The organism is Hyphomicrobium sp., assembly GCF_051860585.1.
Taxonomy (GTDB): Bacteria; Pseudomonadota; Alphaproteobacteria; order Rhizobiales; family Hyphomicrobiaceae; genus Hyphomicrobium_C.
The window spans coordinates 250,278-266,783 of the sequence record NZ_JBHYDS010000004.1 but is presented as its reverse complement, the minus strand read 5'-3'; the positions used below and the strand labels follow the sequence as shown (position 1 = coordinate 266,783).

13 protein-coding genes are annotated in these 16,506 nt (G+C 66.2%); 2 read left to right on the top strand and 11 right to left on the bottom strand.

Annotated elements, in window-relative coordinates:
• Positions 1–43: 43 nt before the first annotated feature.
• The 4 genes from ACTIFK_RS08710 to ACTIFK_RS08695 form a co-directional block, all read right to left on the bottom strand.
• The gene (locus ACTIFK_RS08710; protein ID WP_439542664.1) at positions 44–2,989 is read right to left on the bottom strand and encodes a bifunctional [glutamine synthetase] adenylyltransferase/[glutamine synthetase]-adenylyl-L-tyrosine phosphorylase; all 2,946 of its coding nucleotides are present in this window, start codon (positions 2,987–2,989) and stop codon (positions 44–46) included.
• A 63-nt stretch (positions 2,990–3,052) separates the two neighbouring features.
• On the bottom strand, positions 3,053–4,462 hold the full coding sequence (locus tag ACTIFK_RS08705; RefSeq protein WP_439542663.1) for a sensor histidine kinase: 1,410 nt from the start codon (positions 4,460–4,462) through the stop codon (positions 3,053–3,055).
• A complete protein-coding gene (locus ACTIFK_RS08700; protein WP_439542662.1) occupies positions 4,446–5,126 on the bottom strand; it encodes a response regulator transcription factor in 681 nt (226 codons plus the stop codon). The genes ACTIFK_RS08705 and ACTIFK_RS08700 overlap by 17 nt, the downstream gene beginning before the upstream one ends.
• Positions 5,127–5,250: 124 nt before the next feature.
• Positions 5,251–6,819, bottom strand: a complete 1,569-nt coding sequence (locus ACTIFK_RS08695; RefSeq protein ID WP_439542661.1) for a Do family serine endopeptidase — start codon at positions 6,817–6,819, stop codon at positions 5,251–5,253.
• 307 nt (positions 6,820–7,126) lie between these two features.
• Here ACTIFK_RS08695 and ACTIFK_RS08690 point away from each other — a divergent pair, with 307 nt between their 5' ends.
• Entirely contained in the window at positions 7,127–8,200 is a 1,074-nt protein-coding gene (locus ACTIFK_RS08690) for a peptidoglycan-binding protein (RefSeq protein WP_439542660.1), read from the top strand.
• 5 nt (positions 8,201–8,205) lie between these two features.
• Here the strand turns inward: ACTIFK_RS08690 and ACTIFK_RS08685 are convergent, their stop codons facing one another.
• The 7 genes from ACTIFK_RS08685 to ACTIFK_RS08655 form a co-directional block, all read right to left on the bottom strand.
• The gene (locus tag ACTIFK_RS08685) at positions 8,206–8,718 is read right to left on the bottom strand and encodes a cytochrome c-type biogenesis protein (protein ID WP_439542659.1); all 513 of its coding nucleotides are present in this window, start codon (positions 8,716–8,718) and stop codon (positions 8,206–8,208) included.
• Positions 8,715–10,697 (bottom strand): heme lyase CcmF/NrfE family subunit, encoded by a 1,983-nt coding sequence (locus ACTIFK_RS08680; RefSeq protein ID WP_439542658.1) that lies wholly within the window; start codon positions 10,695–10,697, stop codon positions 8,715–8,717. Before ACTIFK_RS08680 ends, ACTIFK_RS08685 begins: the two co-directional genes overlap by 4 nt.
• Positions 10,698–10,731: 34 nt before the next feature.
• Positions 10,732–11,196 (bottom strand): cytochrome c maturation protein CcmE, encoded by a 465-nt coding sequence (ccmE, locus tag ACTIFK_RS08675; protein WP_439542657.1) that lies wholly within the window; start codon positions 11,194–11,196, stop codon positions 10,732–10,734.
• A 10-nt stretch (positions 11,197–11,206) separates the two neighbouring features.
• Entirely contained in the window at positions 11,207–12,475 is a 1,269-nt protein-coding gene (ccmI, locus tag ACTIFK_RS08670) for a c-type cytochrome biogenesis protein CcmI (RefSeq protein ID WP_439542656.1), read from the bottom strand.
• A 199-nt stretch (positions 12,476–12,674) separates the two neighbouring features.
• Positions 12,675–13,145 carry an RT0821/Lpp0805 family surface protein gene (locus ACTIFK_RS08665; RefSeq protein ID WP_439542655.1) on the bottom strand — a complete coding sequence of 157 codons (471 nt, stop codon included), beginning with the start codon at positions 13,143–13,145 and terminating at the stop codon, positions 12,675–12,677.
• Between the two features lie 174 nt (positions 13,146–13,319).
• Positions 13,320–14,693 carry an ATP-binding protein gene (locus ACTIFK_RS08660; RefSeq protein WP_439542654.1) on the bottom strand — a complete coding sequence of 458 codons (1,374 nt, stop codon included), beginning with the start codon at positions 14,691–14,693 and terminating at the stop codon, positions 13,320–13,322.
• On the bottom strand, positions 14,683–15,354 hold the full coding sequence (locus ACTIFK_RS08655; protein ID WP_439542653.1) for a response regulator transcription factor: 672 nt from the start codon (positions 15,352–15,354) through the stop codon (positions 14,683–14,685). Before ACTIFK_RS08655 ends, ACTIFK_RS08660 begins: the two co-directional genes overlap by 11 nt.
• Before the next feature lie 193 nt (positions 15,355–15,547).
• On the opposite strand from ACTIFK_RS08655, the gene pip reads away from it, so the two are divergent.
• Complete coding sequence (pip, locus tag ACTIFK_RS08650; protein WP_439542652.1) at positions 15,548–16,504, top strand: prolyl aminopeptidase; 957 nt, start codon at positions 15,548–15,550, stop codon at positions 16,502–16,504.
• The last annotated feature ends 2 nt before the right edge of the window (positions 16,505–16,506 follow it).

The window sequence follows — 16,506 nt, the reverse complement described above, 5'->3', positions numbered from 1 at the left end:
TGTCTATTGCGGAACGTGCGTCACCCCAAAAATCCGTCGCAAGCTATGTCACGAGCTCGGAAAAGAGCTGGTGGACGCCGGCCAGGCTCTCACGCAGCTCGCCTTCGAGAGACTGAAAGTTCGGCGCGCCGCCGGCCCTGGCGAGGAGGACCGTCAGGCCAACCGGCGCCGTCGTAGGGTCGAAAGCCCCTTCGATACAGAGCCTTACGACCTGCGTGAGGTTGTGGACGAGGCGGGCGGCCTGGATCAGGCGGCCGGCATCGCCGGGGGTGATGACGCCCGCGCCGGCGAGCTTGCGGAACGCGGCCTGCGTGTTCTGGTCGAGCACCTCGGGGTGAGCGCCCGCATGCACAAGTTGCAGATGCTGGGCGATGAACTCGAGGTCGACGAGCCCGCCGCGCACCTGCTTCAGGTCCCAGATGTTGTCCGTCCCCTTTTCGCTCTCGATGCGGGCGCGCATGTCGCGCACATCCTTGGCGATCACGGCGGGATCGCGCGGCCGGGTCAGGGTGGCGCGGATGGCCTCCTCCACGGCCCGGCGCAGCTCCGGCGGGCCGGTGATGACGCGGGCGCGCGTGAGGGCTAGGTGCTCCCAGGTCCAGGCCTCGCTCGCCTGGTAATCGCGGAAGGTGGAGAGCTGGGCTGCAACCGGGCCCTTCTGGCCCGACGGCCGCAGCCGCATGTCCACGTCGTAGAGGCCTCCTTCGGCCGTCGGCGCGGAGAGGTGCGAAATCAGGCGCTGCGTGTAGCGTGCGTAGTATTGGCTCGGCGCGAGCGGCTTTGCCCCGTCCGACTGGGTGGCCGCCTGATCGTAATCGTAGACGACGATGAGATCGATGTCGGACGAGGCCGTCATCTCCCAGCCGCCGAGTTTGCCCATGGCCAGGACCACAGCTCCGCCGCCGGGCACGCGGCCGTGGACGCGCTCCATCTCGCGTTCGACATCGGCGGCTAGCGCGGCGATCAGGCTTTCGGCGAGCCGCGCGTAGGCGATGCCCGCTTCGCTGGCGTTGATCGAACCCGAGAGAACGCGCACGCCGATCAAAAACGATTGCTCGCTGCCGACCACGCGTGCGCGGTCGAGCACATCCTGCGGATCACGCGCCTGCGCCATCTCCGCGGCGACCAGCGCGTCGAGATCCTCGGCCGTCGGCAGTGCGCCGAACGCGCGCGGATCGATCACCGCGTCGAGCAGGCGACGGCGACGCGACAGGATGCGCGACAGGCGCGGCGCGGTTCCCATGATGTCGGCGACCAGACGCATGAGCGCGGGATTGGCCTTCAGCAGCGAGAACAACTGCACGCCAGCGGGCAGCTCGGCCAGGAAGGTGTCGAAGGTCGCGATGGCGCGGTCGGGATCGATCGTTGCGGCGAACGCCTTGACGAGCAGCGGCTGCACTTCCGTCAGAAGCTCGCGCGCGCGCGGTGAGCGCACGGCGGGATAGCGTCCATGATGCCATCCCCGCACGGACGCCAGAACGTCGGCCGGGCGCTGGTAGCCTAAGCGCGTGAGGGCGGCGACCGTACCCGGATCATCCTTCTCGCCCGCGAACACTAGGTTTTCGCCTTCCGACGTCAGCTCGGGCGCATCCTCGAACAGCCCGGCATAGTGGCGCTGCACGCGCGAGAGCACGGACCGCAAGGCATCGGAAAAGGCATCTGTTCCGGCATAACCCGCAAACCGCGCGAAGCTTTCGAGAGGCGCTGGATCGGACGGCACTTCTTGCGTCTGCTCGTCGGCGACCATCTGCAGGCGATGCTCGATCCAGCGCAGATAGCGATAGGCGTCGGCCAGATCGGCGGCGGTCGCGCTCTCGATCCATCCGGCCTCGACAAGCACGCCGAGCGTTGCGAGCGTCTGGCGCGTGCGCAGATTGCGCTGGCGCCCGCCGGCGATGAGCTGCTGGGTCTGGACGAAGAACTCGATCTCGCGGATGCCGCCCGAGCCCAGCTTGATGTTGTGGCCCGCCACGCCGATGCCGCCGAAGCCGCGGAAGGCATGGATCTGGCGCTTCATGGCGTGAATGTCGGCGATGGCGGCGAAGTCGAGGTTGCGGCGCCAGATGAACGGGGCCAGTTCGGCGATGAAATCTTCGCCCGCCTCGATGTCGCCAGCCACGGCGCGCGCCTTGATGAGGGCGGCGCGCTCCCAGTTCTGACCGAAGCTCTCGTAGTAGAGCGCGGCTGCGTCGGTCGAGAGCGCGATCTGGGTTGCGCCCGCATCGGGGCGCAGCCGCAGGTCGGTGCGGAACACGTAGCCCGCCGCCGTTCGCTCATCCATCAGGCGCACGAGATCGCGCGTCAGGCGGACGAAGAACGTCTGCGGCTCGACGCCCTCCTTGAGGCGTGCCTTCGCGCGCTCGAAAAAGATGATGAGATCGATGTCGCTCGAATAGTTGAGTTCGCAGGCGCCATACTTGCCGACGGCCAGCACGATGTATCCTGACGCGAGATCCGCGCCCGACGGATCGGCGAGCCACTCGCCTTTCGCAATGGCCTGCCGAAACAGGAAGCGGACGGCGCCCTGCAGCGCGGCATCGGCGGCGGCCGACAACGCGCGCGTGACTTCGACGACATCCCAGACGCCTGCAAGGTCAGCGAGCGCGATCAACTGTGCGACAGCGGCCTTGTAGGTCCGCAGAACCGTCATGGCAGCGGGCAAGGCCGGCGCGGCGTCGAGGTCGCTGGCGAGCGCCGCTGTCAGCTCGGCGAAGCGGCGTTCGGGGTCCGCGCGCAGCGCATCGTCGAGGCGCGCGGGATGGCGGGCGAATTCGCTCCGGAGGTAAGGCGAGCCTGCAACGATCCCCGCGATGAGGGTTCGGACTCGCGGATGCTCCAAGGTCGTGAGCAGGCGTTCGGCTGCGGAGTCCTTGCGCCAGTCTTCGATCAGCGGCTCGAGACTTTTGCCTCCGAGTGGATCCTGCGGCCAGCGCTCCTCCGCGCCCAGCCGATCGATCAGCGCGCCTTTCCCCCCGGCCCAATCCGCCATGGTCTCTCCCCTCGTGCGTCTTTTCTGTGCCCCGCCTTATGGCGACGGAGATCAGCGCCTTTTTTATGAGTTTGGTGGCGCCAGGGGGAGAGTTAGCACAACCCGGAGGCCCGGATCATTATCTTCGAGGCGGACCGCACCCGCGTGCAGGCGCGCGACGGCCGCCACCAGACTGAGACCGAGCCCGGTGCCCGGCTGCGTGCGGCTTTTTTCGAGACGCACGAAGCGGCGCAACGCGCGCTCGCGGTCCTTGCCCTCAATTCCCGGCCCGCGATCGGCAACGCAGATTTCGGCGAAACCGGATTTGGCGCAGGCCTTCACCGCCACGACGCTCAGTTCGAGCGGGCGGTCCATGCCAGCCGAGTATTTGATCGCGTTGTCGGCGAGGTTGGCGACGGCCTGCCCGATGAGCTGGCGGTTGGCGCGCACCTCGATGCCGGGCTGCGTGTCGATCGAGAGCGTCAGGCCCTGCTCCTCGGCGACGGGCTCGTAGAGCTCGGCCACGTCGTGGACGAGGCGGCCGAGATCGAACCGCTCGGCGGTTTCCTCGACGACGCCGGCTTCCAAACGCGCGATCAGCAGCAGGGCGTTGAAAGTCTTGATGAGGTCGTCGGCCTTCTCGATACTTTCCTCGAGGCCTTCGCGATAGGCATCCGCGCCGCGCGGGTCGCGCAAGGCCGCTTCGGCGCCGTTGCGCAGGCGGTTGAGCGGCGTCTTGAGATCGTGGGCGATGTTGTCCGACACTTCGCGCAGGCCGTTCATGAGCTGCTCGATGCGATCGAGCATTCCGTTCAGGCTTTGCGACAGGTCATCGAGTTCGTCATCCCGGCCGCTGAGCGGAATGCGCCGCGAAAGGTCGCCGCCCATGATCGAGCGGCTGGTCGCGTTGATCACCTCGATGCGGCCCAGCACGGAGCGCCCCATGGCGAGGCCGGCAATCATGGCGGCAAGGGCGAGCGCGCCGAACCCCCAGAGAAACGTGCGTTTCACACGCGCGGCGAAATCGACCTGCTCGGAGATGTCGCGGCCGACCAGCAGGTGGCGATCCGGGCCAACGGCGGCGGGAATGGCCACGCCCAGCCGTTCGATGCCGGGGGGATCGCCCGCACGCGGGTAGCGAAAGACACCGCCAGTGGGGCTATCGGCGATCTCGGCCGGAAGGCCGGGGAGATTGCCGGCGAGCTTCTTGCCGCTCGCATCCGTCAGCACGTAGAGACCGGTGCCGGTGACGCGCGCACGCTGGCTGATCTTCTCGGTCAGCGCGGCGGCGTCGAGGTTCTGCTGCTCGCGCGCAAGTTCGGCCGCCTCGGCGTGCAGCTCTTCGACGACGTGATCGGTGAGCAGCGTGTTGGTCTGCCAGAACAGCGCGCCGACGATGAGCGCCGAGACGATCAGGAAGGCGGCCGCGCTCGCCGCCGCAAGGCGGAACGCCTGTGTTCCCATCCCGCGCGTGAGGTCAGACAGCACCGTCACGAACCATGTATCCGGCCCCGCGCACGGTATGCAGCAGCGGCTTGTCGAAACCCTTGTCGATCTTGGAGCGGAGGCGCGAGACGTGCACGTCGATCACGTTGGTCTGGGGATCGAAGTGATAGTCCCATACGTTTTCCAGCAGCATCGTGCGCGTCACGACCTGCCCGGCATTTTTCATCAGGTATTCGAGCAGCCTATACTCGCGCGGCTGCAGCTGGATTGATTCACCGGCGCGCGTGACACGGTGCGAGAGGCGGTCCAGCACGAGATCGCCGACGGCGTAGCGCGTCTCCTGCTCCTCGGGAATGGAACGGCGGGCGAGCGCTTCGATGCGGGCCAGCAGCTCCGTGTAGGCATACGGCTTGGTGAGGTAGTCGTCGCCGCCGGCGCGCAATCCCTTGACGCGGTCGTCGACGTCGCCCAGCGCCGAGAGGATCAGCACGGCCGTGCGGTTGCCCTCGGTGCGCAGCGTCTTCACGACCGTCAGGCCGTCCAGGCGCGGCAGCATGCGGTCGACGATCAGGATGTCGTAGGTGCCGCTCTGGGCCATGGCGAGCCCGGTTTCGCCATCGCCCGCAAGGTCGGCCGAGTGGCCGCTCTCCTTCAACGACTTCTGCAGGAACTGCGCCGTTTCGCGGTCGTCCTCGATCACCAACACGCGCATCGGTCGCCTTCCTTCGCCTAGTCCCCTCCCCCACCAGCGGTGAGGGGAAGACCCTGAGATACATCGGGGCGGCCCGGCTTCTCAACTGCCGCGCCGCCCCGACGTTAATTCGTCTTCGACGTGATTAGCTCTTCTTGAGCTGCAGCGCCACGACACGACGCTGATCCGCCGACTTGATGTAGACCATCACCGCGGTCCGGCCCATCTCCTTGGCCTTCTTCACGCCCTCGGCAACATCGGCCGCGCCCGCCACTGAAGAGCCGCCGACTTCGATGATCACGTCACCGGCCTTGACGCCCTTCTCGGCCGCGTCGGATTCGGGATCGACTTCCATGATCGAGACGCCCTCGCCGTTCTTCACCGGCGCCAGCTTGAGGCCAAGCTGCTCGAGATCGGTGCTGGTCTGGTCTTCCGGCCCGCCACCGCCCTGCTCGAGCTTGGCGATCTCGTCGCTCGAACCCGGGAACTTGCCGAGCTTGATCTTGACGTTCTCTTCCTTGTTGCCGCGCCAGACCTTCACGTCGACCGTGGTGTCAGGCGCATAGTTCGCGATCTTGCGGGCAAGGTCGCGGCTGTCGGCGATCTTCTCGGAGTTGACCGCGATGATCGCATCCTGGACCTTGAGGCCCGAGTTCATCGCGGGACCGTTCGGCGTGATCTCGTTGACGAGAGCGCCCTTCGGCTCGCTGAGGCCGACGGCCGCCGCGGTGTCCTCATCGACGTTCTGGATCTTCACGCCAAGCCAGCCGCGGCTCACGGCGCCGCTCTTCTTCAGTTGATCGATGACCTCGGTCGCCGTCACAGCCGGGACCGCGAATGCGATGCCGACGTTGCCGCCCGACGGGCTGAAGATCGCGGTATTCACGCCGAGCACTTCGCCCGACAGGTTGAAGGTCGGGCCACCGGAGTTGCCCTTGTTCACGGCCGCGTCGATCTGCAGGAAGTCATAGGGACCGGAGCCGATGTCGCGGCCGAGCGCCGAGACGATGCCCGCCGTCACCGTACCGCCGAGGCCGAACGGATTGCCGACAGCCAAAGCCCAGTCACCCACGCGGGCGGGCTTGGCGGCAAACTTGACGGCCGGGAACTGCTTGCCGTTGGCCTTGATCTTCAGAAGCGCGATGTCGGTGCGCGGATCGGTGCCGACAAGCTCCGCATCGAGCTTCTCCTGGTCGTCGAAGCTGACCTGGATCTTGTTGGCGCCGTCGATGACGTGATTGTTGGTCACGACATAGCCGTCCGCCGAGATGATGAAGCCGGAGCCCTGCGCCTGGGTCGGACGCTGCTGCTGCGGCGCGTTGCGGAACTCCTTCGGCAGGTTCTTGAAGAAGTCATAGAACGGGCTGTCCTCGGGAATGTCCGGGAAGCCTTCTGGCAAGCCGTTCTTGCCCGTCTTGCCGGCGACGTTTTTTCCGCCGGCGACGACGGAGATGGAAACCACCGAGGGCTTCACCTTCTCGATCACATCGGCGAAGCTCAAGGGAGCGCGGCCGAACGGCGTCTCGACGCTCGGCGTTTCAGGCGCAAGCTGAGCATAAGACGGCGTGGACGCGAGCCCGCCGCTCAGGATGGCTGCCGAAACGATTGCCGAGACGGTCGCCTTCGTCAGGCGTGGTCCGCGCGCCTGAGCCGACTTTGGCCCGGTCTTTGCTCTGGTCAGAGCTGGGGACATCACGTCACCGGAATTAAGCATTCAAGTCCTCCGCTTGGAAAGCGATGCAGTTGCTGTCGCTGGCAGAGGTAGCCCCTTCGGCCTTACGGCTGCCTTTCGGGTACGTTAAGAGTTGGTAATGAGGGATTTTATTCACTTGGAGGGCCGCCGGTCGGAGGGGGGTGCACACCGCTCCCGCCTGCGTGTGCGCGCAACCCTTGCGCTCCTTCTCTCAGGGCTGGCCGCCACGAGCGCGCAGGCTGATCCATTTGGAGGCGTTCGCGCGCCATCCGGAGACAAACTTCCGCTCGTCCACCGGGTCGCTGTCTTCGGGACCGACGACCGGATTTTGCTGCCTGCGGACAAATCCGCGCTGAACCGCTCCATCGGTCTCCTCTACGATACGCGTTCGCATTCGGTCTGCACCGCGTTCTGCGTCGGCGACGATGTGATCGCGACTGCGGGACACTGCCTTTTCCGCACGGCCGACGAGAAGCCGCTCCGGCTCAAAAGTTTCCAATTCCGATTGCAGCCGCGCAATGCGCCGCCCTCGTCCACGCCCATCGCAGGGTATGGGCGCAACGCGGAAGCCCAGCACGTGGCAACGGGCTCGCAGAAATTGCGCGTGCGCCCGCCGATCGACGCGGCGGCCGACTGGGCATTGGTGCGGCTCATGAAGCCGGTGTGCAAAGGCCGCGCGCTGCCGATCAGCCGCCAGCCCGAGGACGAGATGATCAAGCTCTCGGCCGCGCAACGCGTCTACCAGGTTGCCTATCATCGCGACTTCGGAGACTGGGAGCTGGCGCTCGGCGCGCCGTGCGCCATTCGCCGCTCGTTCAACGGCGCAGACTGGTCGGCGATCTCGAAGGACTTCGTGGATGCGAGCCACGTCATTCTCCACACCTGCGATACGGGCGGCGCGTCGTCCGGCTCGCCGATGCTCATCGACGGGCCAGCCGGGCCGGAGGTGATCGGCATCAACGTCGGGACGTACCTGCAGTCGCGCGTGCTGACGCAGCACGGCGAGGTGGTGCATCGCTACAAATCGGAAACCGTGGCCAACACCGCCGTTGCGGCCGGTGCGTTCCGCGACACGCTCGATGCGCTGTCGCGGGCGGACATTCTCGCCGGCCGGCCGGAGATCATGCAATTGCAGGCGCTGCTCGCGGCGGCGGGCTACGACGCCGGTCCACGCGACGGCGTCTACGGCGGGCGGCTCAATACCGCCATCCGCGCGTTCGAGCGCACCGAGGGGCGGAAGGAAACAGGTCTCGCTACGACGGTGCTGCTGCGCCGTCTCAACGCACTCGATGCGGAGCGGCGCGGAAAATCGCCGGGCGACCGCATCCGCCCGCCCAACGTCGAAACGGGCAGCGTCGGCTCGCACGACGTGACTGGCGGCAACGCACGCCTACCCCGCTAGCCGCTCTAGCTTTTCTTGGTGTCGTCGTCGCGCATCAGGGTTTCGAGCGCGGCGTTCTCTTCGGGCGAAAGGCTGCGTGCGACCGACGGCGATGCTGTTTCGCGCGGCCGGAAGCTCGTCCAGAGAATGCCGGCGGCGGCGAAGATGGCAATCAGCGGCATGAACCACAGCAGCAGCGTCTCCGCCGAGAACGGCGGCTTCAGCAAGACGAACTCGCCGTAGCGGGCGACGACGAAATCGCGGACCTGCTCGTCGCTGTCGCCCGCCGTCAGGCGCTCGCGCACCAGCACGCGGAGATCGTGAGCGAGCGGCGCATCGGAATCGTCGATCGACTGGTTCTGGCAGACGAGGCAGCGCAGGCCACCCGAGATCTCCCGCGCGCGGTGTTCCAGCGCCTTGTCAGCCAAGATCTCCTGCGGCGTGACCGCAAGGGCCGACCCTGCATGCACTGCCGTACCGAGCACGACGGCGGCGAGCAAAAAGAAACGCGTGAGCGCGACCACCTTCTGCATCGTCATTCTGCCGGTACGCCAGCCGGGACGCGGAGAGCGCGGCGCGGTGCGCCGACCCTCAAGCGCCGGTCGGAGAGCGAGATCGCGCCGCCGAGGAACATGATGAGCGTGCCGATCCAGATGCAGCGTACGAGCGGATGGAAATAGAAGCGCACCGCGAACGCGCCGTCCGGCTGCTGATCGCCCAGCACGGCATAAAGGTCGCCGGTCCAGGCGGCATAGATGCCCGCTTCGCTGGTCGGCTGGGGCGGCGCGTCATAGAGGCGCTTCGACGGCTCCAGGTGCGTCACGGCCACGCCGTTGCGCGTCACGTCGAAGGCGCCGATGGTTTCGGTGTAGTTCGGGCCCTTGGACGGCGCCGCGCCGCGGAATGTCAGCGCGTAGCCCGCGATCTCCTTGGTTTCGCCGGGGCGCATCAGGAGGATTTCTTCGCTCTTGTAGCCCGTCGTGCCGACGATGCCGCAGACCATCAGACCGACGCCGAAGTGGGCCAGCGTGGTGCCGAAGGCCGAGCGCGGCAGGTTGGTGAAGCGGCGCAGGGATTCGCTCGCCGGCACGCTTCCAAGCTTGATGCGGAAGGCCGTCTCGGACAAAGCGCCCGCCATGATCCAGACGCCGATCGCAAAGCCGAACGGCGCGAGCCAGGGGCCCCGCTCCGTCATCGCGAGCGCAGCCACGAAGACGACGATGGCGAGCAGGCCGGCCACGATCAATCGCTCGAGCGCGGCGGCGATGTCGGCCCTCTTCCAGGCCAGCAACGGTCCGAACGGGAGCGCCAACAGCAGCGGCACCATGAGCGGCACGAAGGTCATGTTGAAGTAGGGTGCGCCGACCGAAATCTTCGCGCCGGTCAGGGATTCGAGCGCGAGCGGATAGAGCGTGCCCACCAAAACGGTAACGCAGGAGATCGTCAGCAGGACGTTGTTGAGCACGAGACTGCCTTCGCGCGAGATGGGCGAGAAGACGCCGCCCTGGGCGAGATCGCGCGCACGCCAGGCGAACAGGGCCAGACCGCCGCCTGTGAACAGCACCATGATGGCCAGCACGAATACGCCGCGCTCGGGGTCGACGGCGAAAGCGTGCACCGACGAGAGGACGCCCGAGCGCACCAGGAACGTGCCCATCAGCGAGAGCGAGAACGTCAGGATGGCGAGCAGGATCGTCCAGACCTTGAGCGCTTCGCGCTTTTCCATGACGAGCGCGGAGTGCAGCAGCGCCGTGCCCGCGAGCCACGGCATGAACGAGGCGTTCTCGACCGGATCCCAGAACCACCAGCCGCCCCAGCCGAGTTCGTAGTAGGCCCACCAGGAGCCCATGGCGATGCCGATGGTGAGGCACATCCAGGCGAGCAGCGTATACGGGCGCACCCAGCGCGCCCACGCGGCATCCGTCCGTCCTTCGATCAGCGCGGCGATGGCGAACGAGAACGCCAGCGAGAAGCCGACGTAGCCCATGTAGAGAAACGGCGGGTGGAAGGCGAGCGCGGGGTCCTGCAGGATCGGGTTCAAGCCGCGGCCGTCGAACGGGGCCGGATCGAGGCGCTCAAACGGGTTCGACGTCAGCAGGATGAAGAGCAGGAAGGCGACGGCGATCGAGCTTTGCACGGAGAGCACGTTCGCCTTCAGGCTCGCGGGCAGGTTGTGCCCGAACAGCGCCACCGCCGCGCCGAAGATGGCGAGGATGAGCACCCAGAGCACCATCGAGCCTTCATGGTTTCCCCAGACGCCGGAGATTTTGTAGATCAGCGGCTTCGAGGAATGCGAGTTGGCCGCCACGTTGGCGACCGAGAAGTCCGACGTGACGTAGGCGTACATCAGCGCGAAGAATGCGATCAGGATGAGAACGACCTGCGCCACCGCCGCCGGCGCGCCGAACGCCATCAGGCGCGTATCGCGCGCGTAAGCGCCCCAGGCGGGCACGATCATCTGCGCTATCGCCACCAGCAGCGCCAGGATCAGCGCGAAATGTCCGAACTCGATGATCACAATGTCCTCGCTCGCATCGTCGTTCTCGCTTGCATCATTGCGTGACCGCGCCGGGATGGGTTGCCCCTTCGCCGAGCTTCACGCCCTTCTCTTGCAGCGCCTTCGCAACCTCGGGCGGCATGTACGTCTCGTCGTGCTTGGCGAGCACGGTATCCGCCACAAAGTGCCCGTCCGCGCCGAGCGTGCCTTCGGTCACGACGCCTTGGCCCTCCCGGAAGAGGTCCGGCAGAATGCCTTCATAGCTCACGGGCACAGTCTGAAGCGTGTCCGTGACGGAAAAGAGGACCTTCGTGCCCTGCCCGCGGACGACTGAGCCGTCCTTGACGAGGCCGCCGAGGCGAAAGCGCATGCCCGGGGCGATCTTGTGCTCGGCGACATCGCTCGGCGTGTGGAAGAAGACCACCGACTGGCGGAACGCGAACATCATCAGGATGGCGGCCAGCGACAGCAGGCCAACACCAAATCCGATCAGCAGTCCGCGCCGTTGCTTCCTCGTCATGCGTTTCGTCTCATTCCTTGGTCGTGAGGCTCAGGGTCTGTTCGGCCTTGTCGATTTCCGCAAGCGCCGCGGTCTCGGTCGTGAAGTGGATACGCGCGCTCTTCAAAGCGCCGCGCGCCTCGTCGTCTTTCCCGAGCACCTTATAGGCGCGCGCGAGGCGCAGCCATCCGTCGAGATCCTTACCGTCTTTCTCAAGACGCTCCGCCAGCCGGGCGACCATGGAGGCGATGAACGCCTCGCGCTCGGCGGGCGACATTGCTGCGACGTCGGGGGCCGCGCCGTCGGGGGCAGCATCGGATGCGGGTGGAGCCTGCGGCGACGGAGCGGCGGCAGCGGATGGCGCGGCTTCCGCCGGGGGCGCGGCATTTGCCGACGGCGCGGCATTTGCTGGCAGTGCGGCGCCGGCTGATTTCGGCTCGTCCGGGACGCCAGCGATCTTCTTCTCGACCAACGCTAAGCGATCCACCACGGCTTGCCGCCACGGTGCGTCGGCCGGGCTCTTCGTCAAGATCTCGCGGTATTCTGCGGCGGCTGCCGGAAGATCACCATCCTGCTCCTTGGCCAGCGCCAGCCAGACGCGGACTTCGATCTTGCCGGGTTCGAGTTCGAGCACACGGAGGGTCGCGCGCCGGACCGGCTCGGTCACGACGCCGTTCTCCGCCATCAGCGTCGCCTCGGCAAAGCCGGTCAGGCGGCGCACGGTCTCGCCTTCGAGGCGGTTGGCTTCCGCGAACGCATGCGCCGCGTCCGCATAACGGCCGAGGCGCAGATAGACGGGCGCGATCGCACTCCAGCCCTTGCCGTCCTGAGGGTTCTCCTTGAGACGGGCTTCGACACGCTCGATGAGTTCGACGATGCCTGCGGCTTGCGTGGGATCGGCGCCGTTGACGCTTGCGCGCTCCGCATAAGGACGCGCCGGCAGTTGCGGCGAGCCCGTCATCACATAGAGGCCGATGGCCAGCACGGGCAGCGCGGCGGCGACGGCCATGTAGATGGCGCGCGTGCGGGAGGGATCGGCCGGGGTGGTGGTGCCCATCTCGGGCTCGGCTTGCGCGCGCTTGATGAGACGGCGAGCGACCTCGGCGCGCGCGCTTTCGACGTCGCTATCGCCAATCAGGCCGCGCTCACGCTCGGCTTCGAGCTCGCGGAGCTGATCGCGATAGACCGCGAGGTCGGCTTCAGCGGGCGCAACGGCTCCGCTGTCCGCGGTACGCAACGGACGCAGGAGCATGGCGACCACAGCCGCCGTCAAAAATGCAAAGCAAAGCCAAAGGAGCATTTGAAGCCTTGTCGCCTAGGGTCCCGGTTCAATAGGGGGTGAGACTTAGGCCGACAAGAGGCGCAGGACCGATTGGACGCGCCGCTAAGGTCGCAGACGGCATTAAACTTCGTTGCGCGCACGCGTTATGTTGCGCCGCAACGAAACATTCCACGAGCGATCCGCAGAGTGACGGCGAGGCGCTGGCCCACGTTGGGCGTTAGCCCACGTTGCTCCAGCTGCCATCGGGATTGCGGCAGGCGGTGCCGCGCATCGACTGGGGCTGGCCGTTGATATAAATCTTGTGGGTGTAGTCGCGGCAGTCAACGGTGCCGCGCTTGTAGGGCCGGCTCGGCACGACTTCACCGTAGCGGCCGTTGTCGGGGTTGCGCCACTGACGGGAAACACCCGAGTTGCCGCGCTCAAGCGCTTCGAACTCGGCATCCTGCGCGAGACGGCGATCCTGGGCATCGAGCGAGCGGCCGATTTCGCTGCCGACAATGCCGCCGACGACGGCGCCGAGGGCGGTCGCTGCGATGTTGCCCGTGCCTTTGCCGACTTGGTTGCCGAGGATGCCGCCGGCCACGGCGCCGACGACCATACCCGTGTCAGCCTTGTTCGGACCTTCTCCGCTGCAGCCGACGAGGCCGATCGAGACGATCAAAAGTGCGGTGGCGCAAAAAGAGCGCATGAAGATCCCCGTGGTTGCCCGAGAGCACATCTCGGCCTCAGCATTGCCGGGCCAATACCCCACATGCCCAAACAATGCCCAGAATGTGACTCGACTTCAAGCACATCCCACCCTTCGTTTCTATGGGGAATCAGGCGGAAATTCGGCACTTATCACCGGAAAAGGTGTTCTGTTTCACGCCGATGGAAGGGTAATTTCGACACGCAGCCCGCCGAGGGGCGACTGGGCCAGCTGCAAATTGCCCAAATATGACTGGACGAGGTCTGTCACAATCGAGAGCCCAAGTCCCGATCCGGGCTTGCTTTCGTCGAGGCGCACGCCGCGTTTGCCGATCTGGGCCCGCTGATCAGCGGAGAGGCCGGGGCCGTCGTCGTCGATGAAAATCGCGAGGCGGGCGCGTCCGGTGCGGACCGGGCCCGGCGTCACTTTCACACTGACGCGCGATCTTGCCCATTTGCAGGCGTTGTCAGAGACATTTCCCAGGATCTCCTCCAGATCCTGGCGCTCGCCCGCGAACCGGATGCCGGGCGGACATTCGATGCTGACCGAGATGTTCCGCTCGCGGTGGATACGCTCGAGCGCGCGGGCCAGCGGTTCCAGCACCTCGTGCACCGGCGTCGCGCGGCCAATCACACCCACCTGGGCGGCGACGCGCGCCCGATCCAGATAGTGCGTGACCTGATCGCGCATGATCTCGGCCTGCTCGGCGATTTTCTTGCCGAACGGCCCCTTGTCCTCACGCGCCTCGTTGGTGATCACCGCCAGCGGCGTTTTCAGGGCATGGGCCAGATTGCCGACCTGGGTGCGGGCGCGGTCGATGATTTCCTGGTTGGATTCGATCAGCGCGTTCAATTCCTGGGCCAGCGGCTCGATCTCGGCCGGCAAGGCGCCTTCGAGTTTGGAGGCTCGACCTGACCGGACCTCCGCCAGCCCCTGCTCGATGCGCCGGAGCGGCAGCAGTCCGAAGCGGACCTGGAACAGGGTTACGGTCACCAGGCCGACGCCGGTCAGGAACAGCGCGATGGAGAGGCGCGTCAGGAAGTTCGCGAGGCGGCTTTCGAGCCAATCGATGGGCCCGGCGACGATGACGGAATAGCGCGGGCCTTTGCCGAGCGGATCGGGTCCGTCGATCACTTCGACCATGCGGATGCCTTCGTGGGCGGGGCCGACCGCGTTCATCCAGCGGGCGCCGTCTTCGTCCGGCTTGATCTTGCGTTCGATGGGGAGGTCGATTGTGGCGTCGCCGAGCGACACCGAACGGAGCGGCGGGCCGCCGGCCGGATCGAGCGGCTTGATCTGCCAATACCAGCCCGAGCGGGGATCCTCGAACAACGGCTCGTAGCGGTTCTTGGGCGCGATCGGCTGGCCGCCGCTACCCATGCTGTCGATGGCGATGGAGTTGACCAGTTTTTCGAGACGCGCGTCGAACGCGGTCTGCAGGTCGTCGCGGTAGAGCTGGTAGATGATGAAGCCGGCGATCGGCAGCACCAGCAGCACCCAACCGGCCGAGGTCGCCAGCAGGCGGAACGCGAGCGACTTAAACTTCATTGTCGCCGCGGCTCATGCGGTAGCCGAGCCCGCGCACGGTTTCGATGGCGTCGTCGGGCAGCTTCTTGCGCAGGCGGCCGATGAACACCTCGATGGTGTTGCTGTCGCGGTCGAAGTCCTGATCGTAGAGATGCTCGACCAGCTCGGTGCGGGAGACGACGCGGCCGCCGTGGTGCATCAGGTACGACAGCAGGCGGTATTCGTGGGAGGTTAGCTTGATCTGCTGGCCGTCGCAGGTGACGCGCGAGCTCTTGGTGTCGAGGCGGATGGGGCCGCACTCGATCTCGCTCTTGGCGTGGCCGGAGGCGCGGCGCACCTGGGCGCGCACGCGGGCCAGCAGTTCTTCCATGTGGAAGGGCTTGGCGATGTAATCGTCCGCGCCCGCATCCATGCCGGAGACCTTGTCGCTCCAGCGGTCGCGGGCCGTCAGGATGATGACCGGCATGTTGCGGGCGGTGCGGCGCCACTGCTCCAGCACCGAGATACCGTCCATCTTCGGCAGGCCGATATCGAGGATGACGACATCGTAGGGCTCTGTATCGCCGAGGAAATGGCCTTCCTCGCCGTCGAAGGCGGTGTCCACGGCATAGCCGGCGCCGGTCAGCGCGGTGTTGAGTTGCCGGTTCAAGTCTTTGTCGTCTTCAACGACGAGAATTCTCACGGGGTTCGTCTCTCGAAGGCTGTCTCGGGATTGCGAGGCCTTCGATTATAGAGGGGCCAGGGTGCGGAGCCTAGGCCGTGTCCTCATAAACGCCTAACGACCCGCCAAATCCCGGCCAATATTGCCGAGACCGTCCCAACGGCCGTTCCTTGAGGCGCGCTATAAACTCAACCCTCGCTCGAGGAGCACGCAAATGTCGGTGCAGTTCCCGCCTATCGAACCCTTCGCGAGCGGCTGGCTCGACGTGGGTGGTGGGCAAGAGGTTTACTGGGAGAGTTGCGGACGTCCCACCGGCAAGCCCGCGCTCTTCCTGCACGGTGGTCCCGGCTCGGGCTGCTCGGCGGGCCAACGGCGCTTCTTCGATCCGAGCCTTTACCGCGCAGTGCTATTCGATCAACGCGGGGCCGGTCGCAGCCGACCACTGGCAAACGATGCAAATGCCAACCTCGCCACCAACACCACCGCTCACCTGATCGCCGACATTGAGATGTTGCGCGTGATGCTTGGCGTGGATCGCTGGACTGTTCTCGGCCTGTCCTGGGGCACCACCCTCGGCTTGGCCTATGCCCAGGCGCATCCCCATCGCGTCACGGCGCTGGTGCTGGGATTCGTAACGACAACCTCACGCCGCGAGGTGCAATGGATCACCGAGGATGTCGGGCGCATCTTCCCGCGGGAGTGGGATCGTTTTGCGAACGCGGTTCCCGACCGCTTGCGGCACCTGTCGCTGGTCGATGCCTATGCCGCCATGCTCGCCGATGCCGACCCTGTCGTTCGCGATCACGCTGCCAGTGCGTGGTGTGCCTGGGAGGATGCTCACATCTCGCTCACGCCCGGACACACGCCGAACCGGCAGTATCAAGATCCGGAGTTCCGCCTGCGGTTCGCTCGTCTCGTAACTCACTATTGGCGGCATTCGGCGTTCCTCGAAGAGGACCAACTGATCCGGGATGCCGCCAAGATGAACGGCATCCCCGGCGTCATGATCCACGGGCGCTACGATGTCAGCGGCCCCTTGGAAGCGGCGTGGCAGTTGTCGCGCCGCTGGACGACCAGCCGGCTGCATATTCTCGATGACGCCGGACATGGCGGGGGCAATGATTTCATGCCCCTGGTGCTCGGCGCCTTGAACGAGTTCGCAGCTCTTTAGTC